General features: G+C 71.9%; 17 protein-coding genes and 5 pseudogenes. 11 read left to right on the forward strand and 11 right to left on the reverse strand.

Annotation, left to right across the window (positions count from 1 at the left end; genetic code table 11):
- Positions 1-197: 197 nt before the first annotated feature.
- Together pntB and ACZ6NC_RS02840 are read right to left on the reverse strand one after the other, a co-directional pair.
- Positions 198-1,673: a Re/Si-specific NAD(P)(+) transhydrogenase subunit beta gene (gene pntB, locus ACZ6NC_RS02835; RefSeq protein WP_465728245.1), complete on the reverse strand. Its 1,476-nt coding sequence runs from the start codon at positions 1,671-1,673 to the stop codon at positions 198-200.
- A 5-nt stretch (positions 1,674-1,678) separates the two neighbouring features.
- Positions 1,679-3,259 (reverse strand): Re/Si-specific NAD(P)(+) transhydrogenase subunit alpha, encoded by a 1,581-nt coding sequence (locus tag ACZ6NC_RS02840; protein WP_465728247.1) that lies wholly within the window; start codon positions 3,257-3,259, stop codon positions 1,679-1,681.
- Positions 3,260-3,406: 147 nt separating this feature from the next.
- Here ACZ6NC_RS02840 and ACZ6NC_RS02845 point away from each other — a divergent pair.
- Positions 3,407-4,200, forward strand: a pseudogene (locus ACZ6NC_RS02845) (RNA-guided endonuclease TnpB family protein).
- 381 nt (positions 4,201-4,581) lie between these two features.
- Here the strand turns inward: ACZ6NC_RS02845 and ACZ6NC_RS02850 are convergent.
- From ACZ6NC_RS02850 to ACZ6NC_RS02860, 3 genes and pseudogenes are all read right to left on the reverse strand, one after another.
- Positions 4,582-5,370, reverse strand: coding sequence for a class I SAM-dependent methyltransferase (locus tag ACZ6NC_RS02850; protein WP_465728249.1), 789 nt, complete (start codon positions 5,368-5,370; stop codon positions 4,582-4,584).
- A 182-nt stretch (positions 5,371-5,552) separates the two neighbouring features.
- Positions 5,553-6,914, reverse strand: coding sequence for a M14 family metallopeptidase (locus ACZ6NC_RS02855; RefSeq protein WP_465728251.1), 1,362 nt, complete (start codon positions 6,912-6,914; stop codon positions 5,553-5,555).
- A 167-nt stretch (positions 6,915-7,081) separates the two neighbouring features.
- A pseudogene (locus ACZ6NC_RS02860) lies at positions 7,082-7,465 on the reverse strand (SLAC1 family transporter); the annotation flags it as partial.
- A 27-nt stretch (positions 7,466-7,492) separates the two neighbouring features.
- Here ACZ6NC_RS02860 and ACZ6NC_RS02865 point away from each other — a divergent pair.
- The 3 genes and pseudogenes from ACZ6NC_RS02865 to ACZ6NC_RS02875 all read left to right on the forward strand — a co-directional run.
- Positions 7,493-7,776: pseudogene (locus ACZ6NC_RS02865) on the forward strand (4Fe-4S dicluster domain-containing protein); the annotation flags it as partial.
- A gap of 8 nt (positions 7,777-7,784) precedes the next feature.
- Positions 7,785-8,066: pseudogene (locus ACZ6NC_RS02870) on the forward strand (respiratory nitrate reductase subunit gamma); the annotation flags it as partial.
- Positions 8,067-8,295: 229 nt separating this feature from the next.
- The gene (locus ACZ6NC_RS02875) at positions 8,296-8,646 is read left to right on the forward strand and encodes a 5-carboxymethyl-2-hydroxymuconate Delta-isomerase (protein ID WP_396320391.1); all 351 of its coding nucleotides are present in this window, start codon (positions 8,296-8,298) and stop codon (positions 8,644-8,646) included.
- 150 nt (positions 8,647-8,796) lie between these two features.
- Here the strand turns inward: ACZ6NC_RS02875 and ACZ6NC_RS02880 are convergent.
- Positions 8,797-9,138: pseudogene (locus ACZ6NC_RS02880) on the reverse strand (glycosyl hydrolase family 65 domain-containing protein); the annotation flags it as partial.
- 19 nt (positions 9,139-9,157) lie between these two features.
- Here ACZ6NC_RS02880 and ACZ6NC_RS02885 point away from each other — a divergent pair.
- From ACZ6NC_RS02885 to ACZ6NC_RS02895, 3 genes are all read left to right on the forward strand, one after another.
- Positions 9,158-9,856, forward strand: coding sequence for a LysR family substrate-binding domain-containing protein (locus ACZ6NC_RS02885; protein ID WP_465728253.1), 699 nt, complete (start codon positions 9,158-9,160; stop codon positions 9,854-9,856).
- Positions 9,853-10,668 carry a maleylpyruvate isomerase family mycothiol-dependent enzyme gene (locus ACZ6NC_RS02890; protein ID WP_465728255.1) on the forward strand — a complete coding sequence of 272 codons (816 nt, stop codon included), beginning with the start codon at positions 9,853-9,855 and terminating at the stop codon, positions 10,666-10,668. Before ACZ6NC_RS02885 ends, ACZ6NC_RS02890 begins: the two co-directional genes overlap by 4 nt.
- 231 nt (positions 10,669-10,899) lie before the next feature.
- Positions 10,900-11,745, forward strand: a complete 846-nt coding sequence (locus ACZ6NC_RS02895; protein ID WP_465728257.1) for a YhjD/YihY/BrkB family envelope integrity protein — start codon at positions 10,900-10,902, stop codon at positions 11,743-11,745.
- A 130-nt stretch (positions 11,746-11,875) separates the two neighbouring features.
- Here the strand turns inward: ACZ6NC_RS02895 and ACZ6NC_RS02900 are convergent, their stop codons facing one another.
- Positions 11,876-13,543, reverse strand: a complete 1,668-nt coding sequence (locus ACZ6NC_RS02900; protein ID WP_465728259.1) for a hypothetical protein — start codon at positions 13,541-13,543, stop codon at positions 11,876-11,878.
- Between the two features lie 288 nt (positions 13,544-13,831).
- On the opposite strand from ACZ6NC_RS02900, the gene ACZ6NC_RS02905 reads away from it, so the two are divergent.
- Entirely contained in the window at positions 13,832-14,182 is a 351-nt protein-coding gene (locus tag ACZ6NC_RS02905; protein ID WP_465728261.1) for a hypothetical protein, read from the forward strand.
- A gap of 79 nt (positions 14,183-14,261) precedes the next feature.
- Here the strand turns inward: ACZ6NC_RS02905 and ACZ6NC_RS02910 are convergent, their stop codons facing one another.
- Positions 14,262-15,800: a cutinase family protein gene (locus tag ACZ6NC_RS02910; RefSeq protein WP_465728263.1), complete on the reverse strand. Its 1,539-nt coding sequence runs from the start codon at positions 15,798-15,800 to the stop codon at positions 14,262-14,264.
- Positions 15,801-15,888: 88 nt separating this feature from the next.
- Positions 15,889-16,869, reverse strand: coding sequence for a hypothetical protein (locus ACZ6NC_RS02915; protein WP_465728265.1), 981 nt, complete (start codon positions 16,867-16,869; stop codon positions 15,889-15,891).
- Between the two features lie 438 nt (positions 16,870-17,307).
- On the opposite strand from ACZ6NC_RS02915, the gene ACZ6NC_RS02920 reads away from it, so the two are divergent.
- Complete coding sequence (locus ACZ6NC_RS02920; protein WP_465728267.1) at positions 17,308-18,405, forward strand: AI-2E family transporter; 1,098 nt, start codon at positions 17,308-17,310, stop codon at positions 18,403-18,405.
- 177 nt (positions 18,406-18,582) lie between these two features.
- On the opposite strand, the gene ACZ6NC_RS02925 is transcribed toward ACZ6NC_RS02920, so the two are convergent.
- Positions 18,583-19,011: a MarR family winged helix-turn-helix transcriptional regulator gene (locus ACZ6NC_RS02925; RefSeq protein ID WP_465728269.1), complete on the reverse strand. Its 429-nt coding sequence runs from the start codon at positions 19,009-19,011 to the stop codon at positions 18,583-18,585.
- A 130-nt stretch (positions 19,012-19,141) separates the two neighbouring features.
- Between ACZ6NC_RS02925 and ACZ6NC_RS02930 the strand changes: the two genes are divergently transcribed.
- Complete coding sequence (locus tag ACZ6NC_RS02930) at positions 19,142-20,014, forward strand: MBL fold metallo-hydrolase (RefSeq protein WP_465728271.1); 873 nt, start codon at positions 19,142-19,144, stop codon at positions 20,012-20,014.
- A 114-nt stretch (positions 20,015-20,128) separates the two neighbouring features.
- On the opposite strand, the gene ACZ6NC_RS02935 is transcribed toward ACZ6NC_RS02930, so the two are convergent.
- Positions 20,129-20,332, reverse strand: a complete 204-nt coding sequence (locus ACZ6NC_RS02935) for a cold-shock protein (RefSeq protein WP_465728273.1) — start codon at positions 20,330-20,332, stop codon at positions 20,129-20,131.
- 305 nt (positions 20,333-20,637) lie between these two features.
- Here ACZ6NC_RS02935 and ACZ6NC_RS02940 point away from each other — a divergent pair.
- Positions 20,638-20,942, forward strand: a 305-nt coding sequence (locus ACZ6NC_RS02940) for an ATP-binding cassette domain-containing protein (RefSeq protein ID WP_465728275.1), incomplete at its 3' end; no start/stop codon positions are given.

Below are 20,942 nucleotides of genomic sequence, written 5' to 3' on the forward strand. Positions count from 1 at the left end.
CGGGCACGTCGCTGGGAGACGGGGGAGTCCGGCAGCCGCAGTGACCCGGTGCGGGTGGCGGCGGGGACGCCAACAGCCGACGATCCGCCCCGACCAGGCCGGAGCGGATCTGTAGGCGCGGTTCGCAGGAGCCCCCGGCCTCGACGAGCCGGACGGTCGGCCGGATGCGGGCCCGGCCGACTCTCACGGCTGCCGCTCTACACGGCGGCCCGGTCGCCCGCCGTGGTCGGCCGGGCGGCCGGTGCCTGGTGGCCCCGGTCGACGGCGTCGAGGAAGTGAAGGATCTCCTCGACGCTCTGCTTGGCGTCGCCGAAGAGCATGCCGCTGTTCTCGCGGAAGAACAGCGGGTTCTGGACCCCGGCGTAGCCGGAGGCCATGGACCGCTTGAACACGATCACCTGCTCCGCCTCCCAGACCCGCAGTACCGGCATGCCGGCGATGGGGCTGGAAGGGTCGTCGGTGGCGGCCGGGTTGACGGTGTCGTTGGCGCCGATGACGAGAACCACGGAGGTGTCGGTGAAGTCGTCGTTGATCTCGTCCATCTCCAGGACGATGTCGTAGGGCACCTTCGCCTCGGCGAGCAGCACGTTCATGTGACCGGGCAGGCGTCCGGCGACGGGGTGGACGCCGAAGCGGACGTCGACGCCGCGCTCGCGCAGCCGGCGGGTGAGTTCGGCGACCGGGTGCTGCGCCTGCGCCACCGCCATGCCGTAGCCGGGGGTGATGACGACGGACCGGGCCTGCGCGAGCTGACGTGCCGCCTCCTCGGCGCGGACCTCGCGGTGCTCGCCCTGCTCCTCCTCCCCGCCCGAGGGGGCTTCGATGCCGAAGCCACCGGCGATGACGGAGAGGAACGAGCGGTTCATCGCCTTGCACATGATGAAGGACAGGTAGGCACCCGAGGAGCCGACCAGCGCGCCGGTGACGATGAGCAGGTTGTTGTCGAGGAGGAACCCGGCGGCCGCCGCGGCCCAGCCGGAGTAGCTGTTGAGCATGGAGACGACGACCGGCATGTCGCCGCCGCCGATCGAGGCGACCAGGTGCCAGCCCAGCGCGAGTGCGAGCACGGTGACCGCGATCATCAGGCCGAGGCCGGGGCTGACGGTGAACCAGATCGTCAGCGCCACGAACGCGGCGAGCGCGCCCAGGTTCAGCCCGTTCTTGCCGGGCAGCACCAGCGGGCGCGAGGCGATCCGACCGGACAGCTTGAGGAAGGCGACGATGGAGCCGGTGAAGGTGACCGCTCCGATGAAGATGCCGATGAACACCTCGGCGTGGTGGATGCCCAGCAGGTCGGCCGGGACGGCGTCCTGAGCCGAGCCCCGCGACTCGACCTCCAGGTAGCTGTTCCAGCCGACCAGCACCGCGGCGAGGCCGACGAAGCTGTGCAGGACGGCGATGAGCTCCGGCATCTGGGTCATCTCGACCTGCCGTGCCCGCCACAGGCCGATCGCGCCGCCCAGCGCCATCGCGACGACGATCAGGGCGACCGCGCCGGCGGTGATGCTCCGGGACGCCACCACGACGGTGGCGACCAGGGCGAGGGCCATCCCGGCGATGCCGTAGCCGACGCCGGCGCGGGAGGTGCGGTGCTGGGACAGCCCCGCCAGACTGAGGATGAACAGCAGGGCGGCGACCAGGTCCGCGGCGTGGGCGGCCGTCGTGGAAGTCATCGGGCTCAGCGCCTTTCGGGGGACGTCGAGAACATGCTCAGCATGCGACGGGTGACGGCGAAGCCGCCGAAGATGTTCACGCTCGTCAGCAGGATCGCCACGAACGACAGCGCGGTGACGAGCGCGCTCCGGTGCCCGATCTGCAGCAGGGCGCCGATCACCACGATCCCTGAGATCGCGTTGGTCACCGACATCAGCGGGGTGTGCAGGGCGTGGTGGACCTTGCCGATGACGTAGTAGCCGATGACCACCGCCAGCGCGAACACCGTGAAGTTCTGGGCGAGTTGTGCGGGGGCGAAGGCGACCAGCGCGAACATCGCCAGCAGGCCGAGGCCGATCAGGCCGAAGCGGGCCGCCGGGGTGAGCCGGGGCGGCTTCGGCTCCGCGACCGCGGGAGCGGCGGCGGGCTGCGCGGCGGGCTGCGCGGCGGGAGCGGCCGAGACGGCCACGGGCGGTGGCGGCCAGGTGACCTCGCCGGCCCGGACCACGGTCACCGCGCGCTGGACGACGTCGTCGGAGTCGATGACCAACTGCCCGTCCTTGCCGGGCGTCAGCAACTTGAGCAGGTTGACCAGGTTGGTGCCGAACAGCTGTGACGCCTGCGCGGGCAGGCGGGACGCGAGATCGGTGAAGCCGATGATGGTGACGCCGTTGCCGGTGACCACCGTTCGACCCGCAACGGTGCCCTCGACGTTGCCGCCCTGGACGGCCGCCATGTCGACGATGACGCTGCCGGGCTTCATCACCGCCACGTCCGCGGCGGTGAGCAGGCGCGGGGCGGGCCGCCCGGGGATCAGCGCGGTGGTGACGATGATGTCCACGTCCTTGGCCTGCTCGTGGTAGAGCTCGGCCGCGGCACGGTCGTAGTCGGCGGAGGTCGCCTTGGCGTAGCCGTCGGTGCCTGCCTCCTGGGCAACGTTCACGGCGAGGTACTCCCCGCGCAACGACCGTACCTGGTCGGCGACTTCCGGCCGGGGGTCGGTCGCGCGGACGATCGCCCCCAGGCTGGAGGCGGCGCCGATGGCGGCGAGCCCGGCCACGCCGGCACCGGCCACGAGGACCTTCGCCGGGGGGACCTTGCCCGCGGCCGTCACCTGGCCGGTGAAGAAGCGGCCGAACACGTGCGCCGCCTCGATCACGGCCCGGTACCCGGCGATGTTTGCCATCGAGCTGAGCACGTCCATCGACTGCGCACGCGAGATCCGTGGCACCGCGTCCAACGCCAACGCGGTGACCGGACGCGACGAGAGCGCCTCCAGCAGTTCGGGCCGCTGCGCCGGAGCGAGCAGGCCGACCAGCGTCGATCCGTCACGCAGCCGGGTGATCTCCCCGGTCGACGGGGCGTTGACCTTCAGGACGATGTCGGCTGTCCAGGCGTCCCCGATGTGCGCGCCGGACTCGGCGTAGGCCTCGTCGGTGAAGCCGGAGGCCGCGCCCGCCTCGGACTCGACGACGACCTCGTAGCCGAGCGCGAGCAGCGCGCGTACCGTCGACGGTGTCGCGGCGACGCGGGTCTCCCCGGTGGCCGACTCGGCGACCACACCGATGCGCTGCGGGGGGTGGTGCGTGGCGTCCTGTGCAGACATCACCTGACTTCTCCCAGGAGGCTCCGGCCTTCAGGCCGGGGAGGAATGGGTCCTTGACTCGGGGCCGCGTAGCGGCGGAGCGCTTTGCTCACCTGCTGTGACCTTTGCTTTCTTCCGTTGTCAGTGGGTGGCTGTAGGTTGCCCGACATGACGGCGCGACAGGTTGTGGAGGACACCGGGTATGCCCGGTACACCTACCGTCTTCGCGTGTCGTCCACCGCGCTCGCCCGGCTCGATGCCGAGTGGGGCCGGTGCCGTTGGGTGTGGAACGAGTGTGTGGCCGTGTCCCGCAAGGTGCATTTGGACAACAAGGCCACCGGCGGGAAGACCACGTGCGGGCCCGCACAGCTCGACAGGATGCTGACCGGGGCCCGCCAGTCGATGGCGTGGCTCCGTGAGGGCGCTTCGGTGCCGCAGCAGCAGACCATCCGGGACTTCGCCAAGTCCCGCGCGAAGGCACTCAAGGACATCAAGGCGAAGGGCCGGACACCAAGGGGTACGGAAAGGCCCGTAGACAGGCCGCGAGGGTGTCCAGGAAGATCGCCCGGCAGCGGCAGGACACCGGCTGCAAGTGGGCGAAGTCCGTGGTGCGGGACCACGACCACATCGCGGTCGAGGACTTCCGGCCGACGTTCCTTGCCAGGACCACCATGGCCCGCAAGGCGGCCGACGCGGCGACCGGCGCGACCAAGACCGCGCTGATCGAGATGGCCCGCAAGCACGGGCGGACCGTGCACCTTGTCCACCCCGCGCACACCACGATGGACTGCGCACCCTGCGGAGCAAGAGCCAAGCACGCACTTCCCCTTTCCGAAAGGACCTACACGTGCACCGCATGCGGAGTCTCGTCCCTACGGGACAAGAACTCCGCCCGCGTGATGCTCGTCCGGGCTGGTCTCAACCCGGCTGGTGCTGATCTTGGAAGCCCTGCCACCTGCTAGGTGCCAGGCGAAGTGAGCCAGGAATCCCCGCGCTTCAGCGCCGGGAGGATGTCAATCGTGCCTCTCTCGTCGGAGGAGTTGTTGACGGTGGGATCTGCGTCCAAGGGGGAGTGTCCTCCCCTTGGACGCAGGAACCTACCTGCTCCGACCCGGTGGGGGGACGGGGCGAGGCCGTGACATGCTTCACCTGTTCGCGGCCTGTCGGAAGAGCCGGGTCGCGTGCCGGGCGTTGCGCGGCTGCGGATTGACCTGCCAGGGACCACTCGGGGGCGCACGCCGTGGGGGAGCGAGCACGGCTCCCGGCAGACGGCTGTCGCCAGGAGGGTAAAGGTCAGGCGGGGGCCGGGACTTCAGCCGACCGACCGCCTCACCGCGCGAGCCTCACCCGGCTGGCCGAGCCCGCCGGACGGTCAGCATGTCCTGGGTGTGGCCGATGACGAACGAGCCGTCCGGCCGGGCGAAGTGACGCCGGACGTAGGCGGTCAGCTCGGCGCGGTCCGGCCGCGGGTCCATGGTGGCCAGGTCGGCCACGTTCACCATGAACTCGGCGACGTCCACCGCCTCCTCCAGGCGGTCGGCCCGGTAGCGGAGGTCGAGCGTCTCCAGCGCGTACTCGTGCGCAGGCTCCCGCTCGCGCAGGCGGTCGGCCAGCGGCCGCAGGTCGTAACGGACCCCGGTGAAGTGCTCGGCCATCCGCATGCACGGGCTGTCCGGGTTCTGGAGCATCACCACCAGGGTGCCGCCGGGCGCCGTCCAACCGAGGACCGTGCCGACCGTGCGCAGCCAGTCCTCCTCCGGCACGTAGTAGAGCACGTGCGAGAGGTGGACCAGGTCCGCCGGCCCGGGCGGCTGCGCCTCGTCGATCGGCTCCGGCAGGACCAGGGCGTCGGGACAGGCCAGGCGCAGCCTTTCGCGCATCGCGGCACTGGGCTCGACGGCCACCGTCCGTTCGAAGAACCGCCCCAGGTGTGCGGTGGTCCGGCCCTCGCCCGCGCCCACGTCCAGCAACACCCGGCGATGCTCCAGCCCGGCGACGACCTGGTCCAGCCGGGCGTGGGTACGGAGCTTCTCGTCGGTGCCGGCGAGGAACAGCTCGAAGGCACGACGGTAGGCGGCGCCGGAGACGTCCAGCACCCGGACGGGCCCCGGCTCCGCAGTCCCTGCCTCCATCCGGAAACCCCTTTCGACGGTGCGCCGCGTCCGGTCCATTGCACCGGGGACCGGCGGGTACAGAGCGCAGGGACGTTCCTGCCCGCGTGTCGCGGACCGGGCGGACCCCGTCGGCGACGCCGCCGCGTGGGATGCGGCGGCTCGCCGGACGGGCGGGGCCGGGCTGTCGGGGGGCCGGGAGCTCAGGTGGTGATGCCGCAGTACTGCTGCTGCTTGCCAATCACCCGGAACATGCAGTCGGCGGTCTCCACCAGCCGGAGCACGGCCTCGCGGTTGCGGCTGGTCTCCCGTCCGATCACCTCGTCCGGCGGGTAGAAGCCGCTGTTGCCGTTCGGGCCCGGATACATCTCGAAGGTGTAGGCGAAGATCCGCTGCGCGCCCCACAGCCAGTCGTCGATCGCGCCGTCGGTGATGTAGAGGTCGCTGGACTGTTCGGGCGTGTAGCCGTTGGTGCCGGCCATGCTCCGGCCGAGGGTGGCGAAGGTGTTGGCCTCGTCGGCGGTCATCCCGGTGGCCGTGTCCGCGGTGGTCCAGCCGAACGGCCAGAGCACCAGCTCGCTGTAGGTGTGGAAGTCGATGGCCGCGGTGATCTGCTGCTTGCCGCCCAACACCCGGGAGCGGACGAAGTCGGCGACCACCTTGGTCTCCTTGGCGGACTCGGGCGCGGCGCCCCGGTAGGTCTCGCTGGAGGTGGAGCCGGAGGAGCCGCCGCAGCAGCCCCACTTGTAGTCCCAGTTGCGGTTCAGGTCGGTGCCGACGTTGCGGCTGCCGGCGTTGGGCTGGCGGTCCTTGCGCCAGCTGCGGTAGCGGCCGGTGGCGATGTCGTACTCGCCGCCGTCCGGGTTGAGGTCGGGGATCACCCAGATCTCGCGGCTGTTGACGGCGTTGGCGATCCGGCTGTCGGTGGCGTACTTGTCGCCGAACTCGTGCAGCAGGTAGAGCGCCATCTCGACGGTGAGGTGCTCGCGCGCGTGCTGGTGGGCGGTGAACAGCACCTCGGGCTCGTTCTCGTCGGTGCCGACGTTGTCGCTGATCTTGACGGCAACGATCGGGCGGCCCTCGTAGGAGGTGCCGATCACGCGCTTGCTCATGATGTCGGGGTGCGCGGTGACGACGGCGTCGATGTCGGCGGCGGCCTCGGTGTAGTTGTGGTACCCGGAGTCGGCGGGCGGGAAGTCGTACAGGCCTGCGGCCGTGCTCTCCCGGCCGTCCTCGACGCCGTACCGGGGCCCCGGCAGCGCGGTGGGGGACCAGCCGAGCGCGCGCAGGCGGGCGAGTTCGGCGGGCGTGGCGGTGACCACCACAGAGTCTGGCCGGACGGCGTCGACGGAGGCGCCGGTGGCGGCGACGGCGCTGCGTTCGGCGACCGTGCGGGGGCCGTCGAGGAGGTACTGACGGGCGGTGTCGCCCGCGGCTTCGGCCGCGGCGACGGTGTCGCCGGCGACCGGCTGGGCGGCGACCCGCGTGGTGAGCGGCGAGGCGAGTGCGAGGGCCAGCAGCACGGCGGTGACCGCGGCGGGCTTCCCTCGGCGGGGCAGTCGCATGACTGTCCTCCTGTGGGGGGTCCGTAGGGACGGAGCAGGGGAGGAACTGCGGCGCGCGCCAGCATGATGGTCCGTCAGTGTCATGAGTTCGTCAAGACGGCGGTGTCCGTCCGGCACGCGGTCTTCGTCAGGATGGCGGTGCCCATCGGGCTGGCCGTGTTTCCGGGTCAGACCCGTTCCCCCGCGATACGGGCCTCACCGGCGGCGCGGGCCACCCGGCGGACCGCCCCGTACGCCGTCAGCAGCCAGACCGCCGCCGCGATCCAGAGCAGCACCCGTCCGAGCGGGTCCAGCCACGAGACCCGCGCCGCGGCCGCCGTCGAGAGGGCGGCGACGGCCGTCATGCCCAGCGGGAAGACCGTGGACCAGCGGCGGAGGTCGTATTGGAGGCGGGGGCGGGCCGCCTCGAAGCAGGCCGGCACCAGGTACCAGCCGAGGCCGATCCCCAGCAGGACGAGCGTCGTCGTCCGCAGCGCCGTGTGCGCCGTCTCCGACCAGGCCCTGGAGGCGAGCAGCTTGGAGGCGGTCAGGGCGGAGATGGCCATCGCCCCGCCCGCGACCCAGTGGTCACCGGCCCCGACCGCCGCACCGGCAAGGCCGAGAAGTGCACCTTCTGCTACCCGCGCGTCGAGGTCGGCCTGCCCACCGTCTGCTCCGAGACCTGCGTAGGCCGGCTGCGCTACCTCGGCGCCGTGCTGTACGACGCCGACCGGGTCACCGCCGCCGCCTCGGTGGCCGACGAGCAGGACCTGTACCAGGCACAGCTGGACGTCTTCCTCGACCCGGAGGACCCGGAGGTGCGCCGGGCCGCCGAACGGACGGCATCGCGCACGACTGGATCGAGGCCGCCCGCCGCCGACCGGCCTCACGCTGGTGCGCAGGGCCGCCGCCGAGTGCCTCTGCTGGCCCGACCGAGACGCCCTGGTGTACGAGTCCCGGCTGCTGAAGATCGCCTCGCCGATGTTCCACTACGGCATCCACTTCGTCCTCGCGGGCCATCTCATGGGCCTGTTCGTCCCCGCGTCGTGGACCGACGCGATCGGACTCGACGAGCACGCCTACCACCTGCTCTCGCTCTTCGCCGACTGCGCGGCCGGGTTCCTGGCGGTGGCCGGGATCCTGGTGCTGCTGTACCGCCGCCGCACCAACGCGGCCGATGACGGCCGGGCGGACGGTGGCGAAGGTGGAGAAGCAGGCGAGCGTGACCGGCCCGCGGGGGGTGCCAGCCGCCAGGAGGTCCCGCTCGGCGGCGCGCGATAACGTCGCGGATGTCGTCCGTGCCGTCGGGGCCGGCTGTCCGTGCCGTTCGGCCGGTCCCGTCCGGCTGTCCGTCCGGTCCGGACCGGCTGTCCGGTCCCGTCCCGTCCTGTAGGAGGCCCCCGTGCCGCAGATCCTGATCGACCACTCGCCGGAACTCGACTTCGACCAGGCGGGCCTCGCCGCGGAGGTCCACCAGCTCATCACCGAGGTGATCGACACCAAGGTGGCGGACTGCAAGACCCTGTTCCGCCCGGCCGCGCGGTACGCGGTCGGCGACGGGAGCACCGGTGAGGCCCTGGTGCTGGCGCAGATCAAGATCCTGGCCGGCCGCACCACCGAGCAGCGGGCCGAACTGACCGCCCGGGTGCTCACTGTTCTCCAGGCCCGCATCGCCGTCCCGGCGGCGATCTGTGTCGAGGTCACCGAACTCGACCGCGACACCTACCGCTTCGTCCACCACCTTGGCCGGTAACCGGCCCTGACGCCTCCACCGGTGGCCGGGCCGTCGCGCGGGGCGTGACCCAGGGCCCTGCGGCGGTGCCGGCCCTTCCCGCGCAAGGTCGTCGATGCGGGAGGGGCCGGGCGTCGGCGCGGTGGTGTCCGGCCGGGGCCAGGGCCTGGGTCAGAGCCGGAAGACGCGGGTCTCGCCGGGTGCCACGATGGCCGACCTGCCCCGGAGGCGGACCCGGACGGGCTCCTGCCGGCTCTCCCGGAGGCTCACCGTCACCTCCCGGTGGCCCGTGGTGACGACGACGCCCCAGTGGCCGCGGTAGCGCAGTTCCAGTTCCAGCCTTCGTAGGGCGGACGGGAGATTCGACGCCTGGTACCGGTTGACGGTGTCGCCCTCGGCCTCCAGGAGCCGGTCGAGCCGGCGCAGGTCGGGGTAGCGGCGGCGGCGGTAGGCCGCCCAGTCGAGCTCGGCGAGCCGCTCGTACCCCTCGAACTGGCTGATCACCCCGCTGTGGAGCCTTGCCTCGCCCGGCATGCTTCGGCTCGGAACCGTCACCGGCCTCGGCGAACGCCTCGACGCCATCCTGGACGCGTACCAGCAGCACGCCCCCGGCACCCGCGTCGAGCTGCACTCCGCCCCGGTCGGGGACCGGCTCGCCCGGCTCGCGGACGGGCGGCTGGACGCCGCCTTCGTCCGGGGCGCGATCCCGGAGTCCGACCCCGCTCTGCGCTTCCTGCCGGTCTGGCAGGACGAGTTGGTCCTCGCCCTGCCCGCGCGGCACCCGCAGGCCGTGCACCCCGTGATTGATCTGTCCGAGCTCGCCGAGCTGCCACTGCGGCTCACCGAGCGGTCGAACCATCCCGCCCTGGTCGACCTCGTCATGCCCGCCTGCCAGGAGGCCGGCTTCCGCCCCGTCCTCGGTCCGTCCACCGTGCCACGTCCCTCGTCGTCGCGGGCATCGCCACCGAGTACGGCGTCGGCGAGACCGTCCGCACTGCGCGGCCCTCGGCCACCCCGCCACCGTCGTCGAGGACGCCGTCACCGCCCTCTCCGCCGCCGGCCACGCCGCCGCCCTGCAGGCGTTCCGCGCCCTGGGCGTCACCGTCACCGGCGCCGATGCCCTCCTCGCCGGCGGGGTCACGGGTGGGGCCACCGGGCCTACCCGCCGGTAGTCAGTTCCGCCGGAACTCTGGACAGCCGGGCGGGACTGGGCCACGATCCACCACCATGACGTCTGCCCCGGTCCCCCAGGACTCCGTGCGCACCGCACTCCTCGACGCCGTCCTCGGCGTGGCCGAGGACACCGCGGCGCTGCTCCGCAACCGCCCTGACACCGGCCTCCCGATCCCCGGCGCGCTGTGGACCGTGGGCGAGGCGGCGGCCCACCTCGCCCTGGCCAACGAGCTGATGGCCGCTCTGGCCGCCGGCGAGCAGCGGACCTACGGGGACGGGACGCCGGACAGCCTGGCCGCGGCCAACGAGGCGTCCCTGACCGCCTTTCCCGAGCGCGACGCGACGGTCCTCGCCGAGGCGATCGTCCGGCACGCCCGCGCCTTCACCGAGGCCTGCGCCGAGCGGCCGGCGTCAGCCCCGGTACTCACCCCGCTCGGACCGATGGACCTCGCCACACTGGCCTCGTACCTCCTCACCCACATGCTCGGCCACGGGTACGACCTGGCCGTCGCGCTGCGCCGGTCGCACATGGTCGACCGGCACCGGGTGGCACTGACCGTGCCGTTCCTGATGGCCGCCATGCCCCGGGTGGTCGACGCCGGTTCCGCCGCCGGTCACACCGCCTGCTACGACCTGCGGGTGCGGGGCGGAGCCCGCTTCACGGTGACCTTCCGCGACGGCGTCGCCGAGGTGTCTCCCGAGCCCGCGACCCGGCCCGACTGCACGATCCTCACCGAGCCGGTGACCTTCCTGCTGATCGCCCTCGGCCGGTGCAACCCGATCGCCGTACTGGCCCGCGGCAAGATCCTCGCCTGGGGTCGCAAGCCCTGGCTCGCCCTGCGGTTTCCCCTGCTGTTCAAGGCGCCCTGAAGCCTGTCGCGGATGGCAGGCCCCCGTCCGCGTCGGAGCCGTCGGATGCCGGGGCGCCGGGCTACTCTCGGCCTGTCACGAGCCGGCCCGTCACGAGCCGGCCGGTCGTGAGGGGAGACGGCACCGATCAACCGCGAGCGTCTTATCAGAACGCTGACGTTCTGGCTGCGCCCGGCCTTCGCGCTGCGCGTCATCAACCGCTTCCAGAAGGTCGTGGGCTTCGACCGGGCGATGGCACTCGCCTCCAGCGCCCTGACGGCACTCATCCCGCTGGCGATCCTCTGCAGTTCCGTCCTGAGCCGTGTGGGCGACAAGGACGTCGCGAACCGCATCATCGACCGCTACGGCCTCACCGGAGGAGGGGCCGAGGCGGTCAACGAGGTCTTCTCCTCCGCCACCGGCACCAGCGCGAGCGCGAGCATCCTGGGGACGTTGTTCCTGCTGGTCTCGGTACTGAGCTTCACGCGGGCGATGCAGCGGATGTTCGAGCAGACCTGGGAGCTGCGCCCGCTCAGCGTGCGCAACACACCGAACGGACTGCGGTGGGCGCTCGCCCTCCCGGTGTACGCGGCGGCCGTTTCGTGGCTGCACGCCGTTCTCGGCCACGGACGTCTGGAGGTGGCGGCATCCCTGGCCGAGGTGCCGCTCACGGCGGTCTTCTCGGTCTGGAGCGGCCGGGTGCTCTCCGCCAGACGCATCGCCCTGACGGACCTCATCCCGTTCGGTGTCATCTCCGCCCTCCTCCTGGCGGCCTGTTCGATGGGGGCGACGTTCTACCTGCCGCGCCTCTTCAGCTCCTACGCCACGCGCTACGGCGCGGTCGGTGCCGTCTTCGCGATCCTCTCCTGCCTCTTCTGCGCCATGGTCGTCGTGGTCGGGTCCGCGGCACTCGGACGGGAGGTGCGCGGTGAACTCGACCGCATCCGTGCGGGCGAGCGACCGCCGGACGACGAAGTCCGCCGGGAGTGGGACCACGTTCTGGGCCAGATGCGACTGCGGTGGCGGACCACCCGGCAGCAGATCTCCCGCCGCCGCCGGCACCGGCACCCCAAACGACGGCACCCCAAACGACCCTGACCCGATGGACCACCGCGTGGGCCGACCGCTTTCACCGGGGCGGCCAGGCCCCGGCGCCGGGCACCGGCCGCCGGCTCGGGCGTCACGGCGACGCGGTGGCCGAGCCGGGCGCGGCCGGTGTGAGAGCAGGCTAGGACCCGGACGGCCCGGGCGACGTCGACGTCGTGGGTGAGGCGGAGGTCATGGGGGAGCCGGAGGTCGTGGGAGACGCGGGCGAGGCCGAGGGCGACGCGGGTTTCGGTGCGACCTGGAGGCCGACGACATGCCCATCGGCCGTCAGGAAGTACTGGAGTCCGGCGTAGCCCGGCGTCACCAGGATCCCCTGGGTCATCTTCGGCAGCTGGCTCGAGCGGGCCAGCTCGGTACCGGTGCGGGCGTCGCGCCAGACCACCTGTTCCGTGTCGTACTTCTTGAGCCCCTGGAAGAACTTCACCGGGATGTCGGTCCCGATCAGGACGCGCTGGTCCTTCGGGCCGAGCAGGGTCGTGAAGCTGAGCGTCGTCTGGTCCTGGGTCCACGCCACCGACAGCGTGCCGCTCGCCAGGTCGAGCCCGGCCAGCTTGCCCGCTCCCGCGTCCATCGCGTAGACGCGGTCGTTCTCCGGGTCGACCGAGACCATGGACGGAATGAAGCTCTGCTTGGCGCCGCTGCTCGCGAACGGCTGGACGCTCGCCACCTTGGTCGAGTCCGCCTGGGACACCGCGACGACGCTCATGGGGGTCGAGGTCGGCTTCCCACCGTTGGTCATCGCGACGACGTGGTCGTTGATGACCGCCATCGCCGACGCCGCCGTCTGTCCGTCCTGGAGGTAGGACACCGGCCCCCAGCCGGAGTCGGGGGCGAAGGCGCCGTTCTGGTAGGTGTACCGGTAGAGCTTGGTCGCGCCGGGCAGGTAGATCGCCTGGCTGCCGTTGAAGGTCGTCGTGGTGATGCGGCCGCCCATCATCTCGGGCAGCGTCACGTGCGAGATGACCTGCAGGGTCTTCGGATCGATCGCCACCATGATCGAGGGTGCCGTCGCCGTCGGGTCGGGGCAGTCGAGGAAGGCGCTGAACCCCTGCTCGGTGCAGCCGGGCTGCCGGTTCACCGTCTTGGCCACGATCGTGCCGTCGGGGAGCGCGTCGTAGCCGTTGTAGGCCGTGTCGCGCGGGGCCGACTGTCCGGTGGGCAGCGTGGTCTCGGTCAGGACGTTCCCGGTCGCCGGGTCGATCCTGGCGATGTGATAGCCGTAGATCACGACCAGGCTGCCGTCCGCGAGGGTGTTGAGGACGCCCGGGTAGTCCCACTCGTCGGTCGCGTTGGTGTTGATGAGCACCCGCCGCCAGACCTCGTTGAAGGTGCCGGGCTCCACCCGTGAGACGAACGAACCGGACGCGGCCGGGTCGTCGCCGTAGCCACCGCCGTAGACGTACAGCTCGTTGGGTCCGCGGTCCACGATGTTGTACGGCGTGGCATAGACCTGTTCCGAGCTGTGAGCGAAGACCTGGTTGTTCGACGGGGCGCCCTCGAAGTGCGCGCACGCGTAGAGGTGCGTCCGGTTCGAGTCGTGCACCTCGAAGGCGGCGATGGTCGGGAACCACGGAGCGTTGCCCTCCGCGGCGGCACAGGACTGTTCGCCGGCGACCAGCGCGGGGTTCCCGACCAGCGGGCCGTTGGCGGCCACCTCGTCGGCCGGCGGCGAGGAGCTCGCCCGCGGGCCGGAGGCGCCCTTGCCGGAGTCCGAGCTGGAGCATCCGGAGAGCCCGACGATCAGGCCCATCACGGCGGCCGTCAGCCTGAGAACGGGCAACCGGATCATCGGCGGCTCCTCACGTCGGTCGGGGCGCCGGTGCCCCGGCCGGCCCGACCCTCGATCGACCGACAGAGTGTCAGTGCCGCCACGACCGACCAGGACTGACGCGCCGCTCGGCCCCGCGGGTCACCCAGCTGGGCGGTTCAGGAGGCCGAGGAGGCCCCCGAGGCGGCCGCCCATGAGCTTTCGCTCACCGCCCACGCCCGTCGCCTGCGATCACCATCGGTACCTGTCGGCCCGGTACCCGGACGGGCCCGTACGAGGCGGGGGTGTTCGCCGCCCATACTGATCACCATGCAATTCACCTCTGGTGGCACCACCGGCCCGCGATTCGACCAGGACGCGTACGACCTGCGCCTTGGTAACAACGTCTACGGCTTCCTCCCATCGGCGGTGACCGCCCTGGACGTCGCACAGGCCTTCCACGCGGCGGGGTGGCGGGTGCGTAAGTCCAGCTGGACCGAGTTCGAGGTCGAACACACCTACGCCGAGCTGGAGCTGTTCCCCAAGACGCCCGTGAGATTCGGCGGTGTCGTGGTTCCCGAACGGATCGGCGATCTCCTGTCGGCATTCGCGGCTCTCGGACTCTCCTACACCGTTGAGCTGTACGGCGAGGACGACGACGAGACGATCTACCGGTCCTGAGCCTCGACCGGTGACGCGGCCCGCCCGCCGGCGGGGTGGAGCAGCGGGACGCGTGTGTGGCGCGTGGGCACGTCGCCGGCTACTTCTGGACGGTGACCACGATGAGACCGGAGTTGTCGCCGAGGCAGCGGTCCTGATCGTTGATGTGCAGCAGGAGCCGGCCGTCCGACTGGGCCCGGAACTGGCCGCCCTCTCCGGCCCAGGTCACCGGTGAGGGAGCTCCGGCGGCGGTCGGGTCGCTGCCGACGGCGACCAGGAGTGCGCCGTACGGTGCGCCGTCGACGAGCTTGCAGCCGGGCAGGATGTTGGAGTCATCGGCCGGGGAGTAGCCCTGGGGCCCGGTGCGGCCCACTTCCGGCTGGAGGCGGGCGTCGACCGTCCAGCTTCCCGCACCGTGGACGATCGTCACCGACTGGCCCCGCTTCACCGACAGCCCGGTGTCCAGCCAGCCGGGGGTGGTGGAGGCTACCGTCACGGTGGCGCGCTGGACGTCGCCGGCCGGCAGGTGGCCGGACCGCTGGACCGCGTGGTACTTGAGGTGTCCGCAGTTGAACAGAGCGTTCGCCTGCCCGAAGGGATCCCGAGGCCTGCACGTGTCGGGGGCCAGGGCCCGGACCCACTCCTCGTTGGTGACGGCGGTGCCCGGCTCGGGCGTTCGCTGACCGTCCCGCCCGCCCGGGGTCGCACAGATGGGGTCCACCGTGTCGGAGCCGCCGTAGCAGGACGACTCGGCGCGGCCTTCCAACGAGGCCGGGAGGTACGGGTGGCGGGCCCCGAGTGCCCGGGCCGCGATCCCGAGCGCCTCCCGGGTGCCCGGCTGGTCTGGGCTGTGCGCGGCGGGGGAGTCGCTGTCGAACATGGGGTCGCCGTAGAGCAGGACCTCCTCGATCCTGCCGTAGTACGGCCGCAGCGCCGGCTCGCCTCCCGGGACTGCCGTGTACTGCAGGGCGTCACCCAGCACCCACGCCCCCTCCGAGTAGCCGGCGAGGACGAGGTGCTGGTCCGGACAGGCCGCAGCCTGGTTCGCGATCTGCTCGGCAGCCGCCCTGACGCCCGCGAGTCGGGTCTCCCGGAGGTCCTTCGGCAGCAGTTCGGGGTGCGCGCTCCCGTCGGGGTTCAGCATGTCGCGTGTGCTCCCCGGGTGGGCGCGCGCCTCGTTGTCCGCGATGGCCAGCGCTCTCGCCACCTCCTCGGTCAGGAAGGCGTGTTGGTAGGTCGAGGGCTGGTAGTCCACCCAGCCGACGGCAAGGTTCTGCGGACCGCCGAGTGTGGCCTGGAGCCCCGGGATCACCTCGCCGTTCATGAGGTCGGGGAAGCCGGGGAGGCTGGGCATGCCGCCCGACTTGTTGTCGATGTCGTCCTGAGGCCCGACGACCCCGCGTACGCCGATGAAGGCCCACGGCGTGCAGGGCAGCGTCGGCCCCGGCGGCCCGGTGGTGGGCACTGCCGCCCCCGGCCCGGGGACCGGCCCGGAGGAGACCGGGCCGGGTACCAGGGCGGGCACCGCGGAGCCGGGCGAGCCCGGGAGGCCGAGGGCGACAGCGAGGACCAGAGCGGCCAGGCCGGCCCCGGCCGTCCGATGGGCGGGGTGTGTCAGGGCTTTCGTCGGTTTCCGCAACACGATGTCGTCCGATCCGCTCTACGGTGGGGCGCTCGGCCGGCGGGCCCGGCGGGCCTGGCGGCCGTCGGCCTGCCGCGGGGATTCCTCATTGAGCGGCCGGCAGACGCACCACCGCCGGGGCCTCCGTGCCGGACTCGACGATTGCGGCGACCGGCTTCTGGTCGGGCCGGTAGGCGTAGCAGGCACGAAGGTCGGTCGAGCCGGCCGGTGGCACGCTCAGCTGTCCGCGGTAGCCGAAGGTGCAGTTGTCGTCGTCCCAGACACTGTTCTCCCGGGACGCGAACCGGGCCACGCCGTCCTGGTCGACCAGCCAGATGGTGAGGTCCGTGACCTGCAGATCCGCGAACTGGTCCGGGTTGCTCGCCTGCGCGTCGATCCGTGTCCGGCCGGTCTCGGGCACCTGCGGGAAGTGCTCGATCGCCGTGACGGCCAGCGTCCCACCCGGACCGTCCGCCGCGAGCGGGACGGGAGCCGGCGCCTGCGGGGTTTCGGGCGCAAGGGTGGGTGCGCAACCCGACCGGTCCGCGGTGGCGGTGAGGTCGACCGACCCGAGGTCGGGAATGTCCAGCCTGGTCGGGTTCACCGTGTGGGGGACCTCGCCGACGGCGGACGGCACGACGATCCTGAGCTCACCGTTGTCGTCCTGGACGTTTCCGCAGATCGCGATTCCGGTCGGGAGGGCCGGGCCCGCCGCATCGTTGACCTCGGCGTCGTAGGTGGCCGTCCCTTCCGCGATCTGGAAGCTCCCGCCGCCCCCTCCGAGATGTTCGAGCACGTCGGACGGGGCGCCGTCATTGCGGATCCCGAATTCGACGGTCACCTGGTCCCAGCCCGCATGCCCGGAGCTCGGCTCCCGGTGGACCCCGAGCAGGAGAGGCGCGATTCCTCCGTCCGACCCGCTGCGGACCGCCCCGGGAACGGCCCCCGCAGCGGCGGGCCCGGCTGTGGAAAGGGAGAGCGGCGAGGGTAAGGAGGCGGCGGTCGCTCCGTGCTCGAATCCGGTGACGAGCACCATCGAGAAACCCAGTCCGGCCAGAGCTGCCATGAGCGCGCCGATTCTTGGCATGATCTCACCTTCCTCGCCACCGGTCAGACCTGACGGCCGGCGGTCTGGGGGAGTACGTACGAGGACACGAGGGAGACAGGCACCAGTGGATCGGGGGGTCTTCTCAGCATCTGCCGCTGACAGCGGCCCTGCAAGTCACCCCGAGCCCGGCCGTGGCGGCGCCCGGCGAGTGCACGCGCCTGCTGCGCAGGGCCGGGGAGCGGGATCGGCGGGCCGGTGCGGTGGGCGACCCGGCGGGCGACCGTCGGCGCGGGAACAGCCCGGGCGGCGTTCCACCCGCTATCCAGGATGCATGTCGCTTTCGCACCCCAGCAGTCCCCGGCCCGACGGCCGGCCCTCGGAACGGGGCGGTCGGTCGCGCTCCGACGGCGCCGGGCGCGGCGGCCGGGCCCCCGCGTGGCGTGCCGGGGCAGGGTGGGCGGCGGGTGGCGGTGTGGCATGCCGGTGAGGCGGCCCAAGCCCCGCCGGCCGGGCCCCGTGGCGGCCGGCGGTGGCGCGGGCCCGGCGCTGCGCCGCCTTTCGGATTACGCCTGGCGGCTGCTCGTCGTTGCGGCGGCGGCGTACCTGGTGCTGGTGGTGCTGGGGCGGTTCCACCTGATCACGCTGGCCGGTTTCCTCGCCCTGGTGATCACGGCGGTGGTCCGGCCGGTGGTCGATCTGGTCGCCCGCGTCCTTCCCCGGGCGCTCGCCGTGGTGATCGGCCTGGCCGTGGCGATCCTGGTGCCGGCCGGCCTGCTCACGCTGATCGGCGAGACCGTGGCGGACGACGTGTCGCGCCTGGTCAGGGAGTTCCAGGGCGGTCTGGACCGGCTGGAGAGGTGGCTGGAAGGGGCGCCTTTCCATCTCTCGGCGGGCTACTTCGACGACCTCCGGCGCAAGATCTCCGACTATGTCTCCGAGCACCGTTCGACGCTGATCAGTACGGCTGTCAGCGGTGCCGGCCGGGTGATCGAGGTGGCGACGGGCGCCGCGCTCGCGCTGTTCATGTCGGTGTTCTTCCTGCACTCCGGGGATCGGATGTGGCGGTGGACCGCGGCTCAGCTGCCGGCTGCCGCGGGAGAGCGTCTCGACCGGGGCGGCCGGGTGGCGTGGCGGACCTTCTCCGGCTACACCCGGGGCATCTTCATTGTCGCCGCGAGCAACGCGGTCATGGTCGGCATCGCCCTGTTCTTCCTCGGCGTGCCGCTGGTCCTGCCGCTGATCGTGCTGGAGTTCTTCGCGTCCTTCGTCCCGCTGGTCGGCTCACCGATCGCGATGCTGGTCGCCTCCCTGGTGGCTCTGGCCGCCCGCGGCCCGGTGATCGCGATCGTGGTGCTGCTGCTGATCGTGGTGATCGGTCAGATCGAGGGCCATCTGCTCCACCCGCTGGTGATGAGCTGGGCGGTCAGTCTGCACCCGGTGGTGGTCGCGGTCTCGGTGCTCGCGGGCAGCATCGCGGCCGGGGTGATCGGTGCCGTGGTCGCCGTTCCCGCCGTCTCGGTGGCCTGGTCGGTCTATGCGGAGCTGCGCCGTCCGGCGCCGCCGCCGTCGGCCTGACGGCCCCCGAGGGCCGGTGTCCACCGCCGGCTCGGCGGACGGCACGGCTCCCGCTTCACGAAGATCGTTTTGCCGAGCGGCACCTCACTGGCCCACCCGTCCGTCGATGCACTCGCGCAACAGGTCGGCGTGACCGCAGTGGCGGGCGCGGCGGCGGGCAGGACGGCGCCGATCCGGTCACGCAGGGGTGATGGCCTGCTCCAGCAGGCCCTGAAGGACCTGCTGCTCCTGCGGGCTGAGGCCGGACAGGGGGGAGTCCAGGGCGAGAAGCCCAAGGAGACGTTCGCGCAGTGCGGTGCCCTCGGCGGTGAGGACGAGGTGCTTGGCGCGGCGGTCGGTGGGGTGCGGGTGGCGCTCGATCAGGCCCTGCTTCTCCAGCTTGTCGACGACGAAGGTGGTGTTGGAGGGCTCGCAGCTCATGCGTTCGGCGAGCTCCCGCATGGTCATCGGCCCGCTCATCTCCCGCAGCGCGGTCGCCTGGGACGCGGTGAGGCCCAGAGTGGCGGCGCGCTCCCGTACGTGCTCGCCGATCCGCTGGGCGAGTCCGTTCACCAGACCGCACAGCTGTCGTTCGGCGATGGCCTGCCGCTCGGGGGACGTCGTCATGCCACCACCCTAGCAAGTCCGTGAAGACAAAATAATTACAGCTTGAATGATTCGAACTTGATGCTTATGGTTGGCGTCGTCGCCGCGGAAACACGGCGGCGAGCTGATGACGACTCACAGGAGAGAACCCATGGTCGACATGACGGTGAATCGGGACGAGCGACTGCGCCGGCCGGCGGGAATCCGCTCGATACGGCTGGGCGACACCTTGGTGTCGTACGTGCCGGACGGCGACGTGCGGCTGCGGCCACTGCCACTGCTCCCGGACACCACCGACGAGGTGTGGGCCGCATACCCGGAGTACCTGGACGCCACCGGCCACCTCGTGGCCAGCGTCGGCGGTCTGCTGGTGGAACACGGCGGTCGCGCGCTGCTGATCGACGCGGGCTTCGGCCCGCAGACGCTTGAGGCTCCGGACGGCCCCCTCGGCGTGCTCCACGGAGGTGCGCTCCCGCACAGCCTGGCCGAACTCGGCCGCAGCCCCGAGTCCATCGAAGCGGTGGCCTTCACCCACCTCCACTCCGACCACATCGGCTGGGCCCGCCACCCCGCCCCCGGCGGCGACCGGCCCCTGTTCGCCCACGCCGACTACCTGGTCTCCGAGCCGGAGTGGGACCGGCGGGACCTCCTGGAGGCCGACGAGGTCGCGGCCCTCGCACCGCGCGTCCGTACGATCACGGACGGACAGGAGATCTTCCCCGGCGTCCACGTGCGGATCACCCCGGGCCACACCGTCGGGCACGCCGAGTACGTCATCACCGGGGGCGGACGGCGTCTGATCGCCTTCGGCGACGCCGTGCACTCGCCGATCCAGATCGACCACCCCGACTGGTCCTGCGCCTTCGACCACGACCGCGCCCAGACCGCCGACCACCGCCGCCGTCTCGTCGCCGAGCTGGCGGAGCCCGGCACGATCGGCTTCGGCATCCACTTCGCCGACGTGGTGTTCGGACACGTCCAGCACGACGGGGACGGTCCGGCCTGGCGGCCCCTGGACGCCTGACCCGGCCGGAGCCGGGGCCGAATCCGGCACCGCTCGGACACGGCTCGGGGCTCGGGCGCGGGAACGGCAGTGCGCCCCGCATCGACGTGATGCGGGGCGCGCCGTGCGGTGTGATCAGAGGGGCACGATGTTCTCGGCCTGGAGGCCCTTCTGCCCCTGGACGACGTCGAAGGAGACTTTCTGGCCCTCCTGGAGCTCGCGGAAGCCCTGGGCGGCAATGTTGCTGAAATGGGCGAAGACGTCGTCGCCGCCGCCGTCCTGCGCGATGAAGCCGAAGCCCTTCTCGGCGTTGAACCACTTCACCGTGCCAGTCGCCACGGTTTTCTCCCTCTGACTCGTGCTCACCCGAGGGCGAGCGGCGTGGGTACATCGGTCGTCGTTGCCGCCCGCGGCCGACGGGTTACCTGCACGGTGGCGGCGCTGCCGCCGGGCCGACCGCGAGCAGCCCGTAGGACGGAAGGTACGGGACCAGAGGCTCCGCGCGGCGCACGCATCTCCGCCAGTCACCCGATCGAGGTGGTGGCGCCCGGCCGGCGCAGGACATCACCGCTGCCGGGACGGTTCCAGGACGCTGAAACCATCGTGAAACCGCGCTGAATGCGCCCTGGCGCAACCTCTGCGGCATGACGACAACGACATCGCGCTCACTGGCGATCGCGGCGAACGGGCTGCGCAAGTCCTACGGTGACAAGACCGTCCTCGACGGCGTCGACCTGGCCGTCCCCGAGGGAACGGTCTTCTCCCTGCTCGGCCCGAACGGTGCCGGCAAGACCACCGCCGTCAAGATCCTCTCCACCCTGATCACCCCCGGCGCCGGCTCCGGCGAGATCCGGGTCGGCGGCCACGACCTGGCCACCGCCCCGCAGGCGGTGCGGGCCGCGATCGGCGTCACCGGGCAGTTCTCCGCCGTCGACGGCCTGATCACCGG

It is taken from the genome of Kitasatospora sp. NPDC041988, from assembly GCF_055588525.1.